This window comes from Polaromonas sp. P1_G2, assembly GCF_056405515.1.
Genome location: NZ_JBFUBY010000833.1, coordinates 1 through 541 on the forward strand (window position 1 = coordinate 1; position 541 = coordinate 541).

Sequence of the window (541 nt, forward strand, 5' to 3'; positions counted from 1 at the left end):
GGCACTATGGAAGTCGGTGGCAAGGCAGTCGAGTTCGAAGGCCCCAGGGAAGCAAGCGAGCATGGGATCGCCACCGTCCACCAGTTCGGCGGCACCTTCCTCTGATGAGCATCGGGCGTTCGTTCTTCGTCGGCGCGGAACCGACAAGGCGGGTCGGACCATTCACCGTCTACGATCGCAAGCGGGCCAACGAGATCGCCCTCAAGGAAATGCGCGAACTCGGCATCACCCGCATCGATGATGGCGACCGCCTGGTCGGCSGCCTTTCCGGCGGCGAGCGCCAGGCGCTGGCGATCGCACGCGCAGTGCATTTCGGCGCCAATGTGCTGATCCTCGACGAACCCACAGCGGCGCTCGGCGTGAAAGAGGCGGCGCATGTGCTGCGGATCGTCCTGCAGGCGCGGCAAAAAGGCATTGCGGTGATCTTCATCACCCACAATGTCGTGCATGCGCTGACCGTCGGCGATCATTTCGCCGTGCTGATCCGCGGCGCCAAGGCAGCCGATTTCCGCAAGGGCGAGAAAAGCCGAGAGGAGATCAC

At 63.9% G+C, this 541-nt stretch carries 1 protein-coding gene; it reads left to right on the plus strand.

What is annotated here, in order from left to right; translation table 11 throughout:
- Window positions 1-104: 104 nt before the first annotated feature.
- Window positions 105-541, plus strand: a 437-nt coding sequence (locus tag AC1D0P_RS27865; protein WP_477679691.1) for an ATP-binding cassette domain-containing protein, incomplete at its 3' end; no start/stop codon positions are given.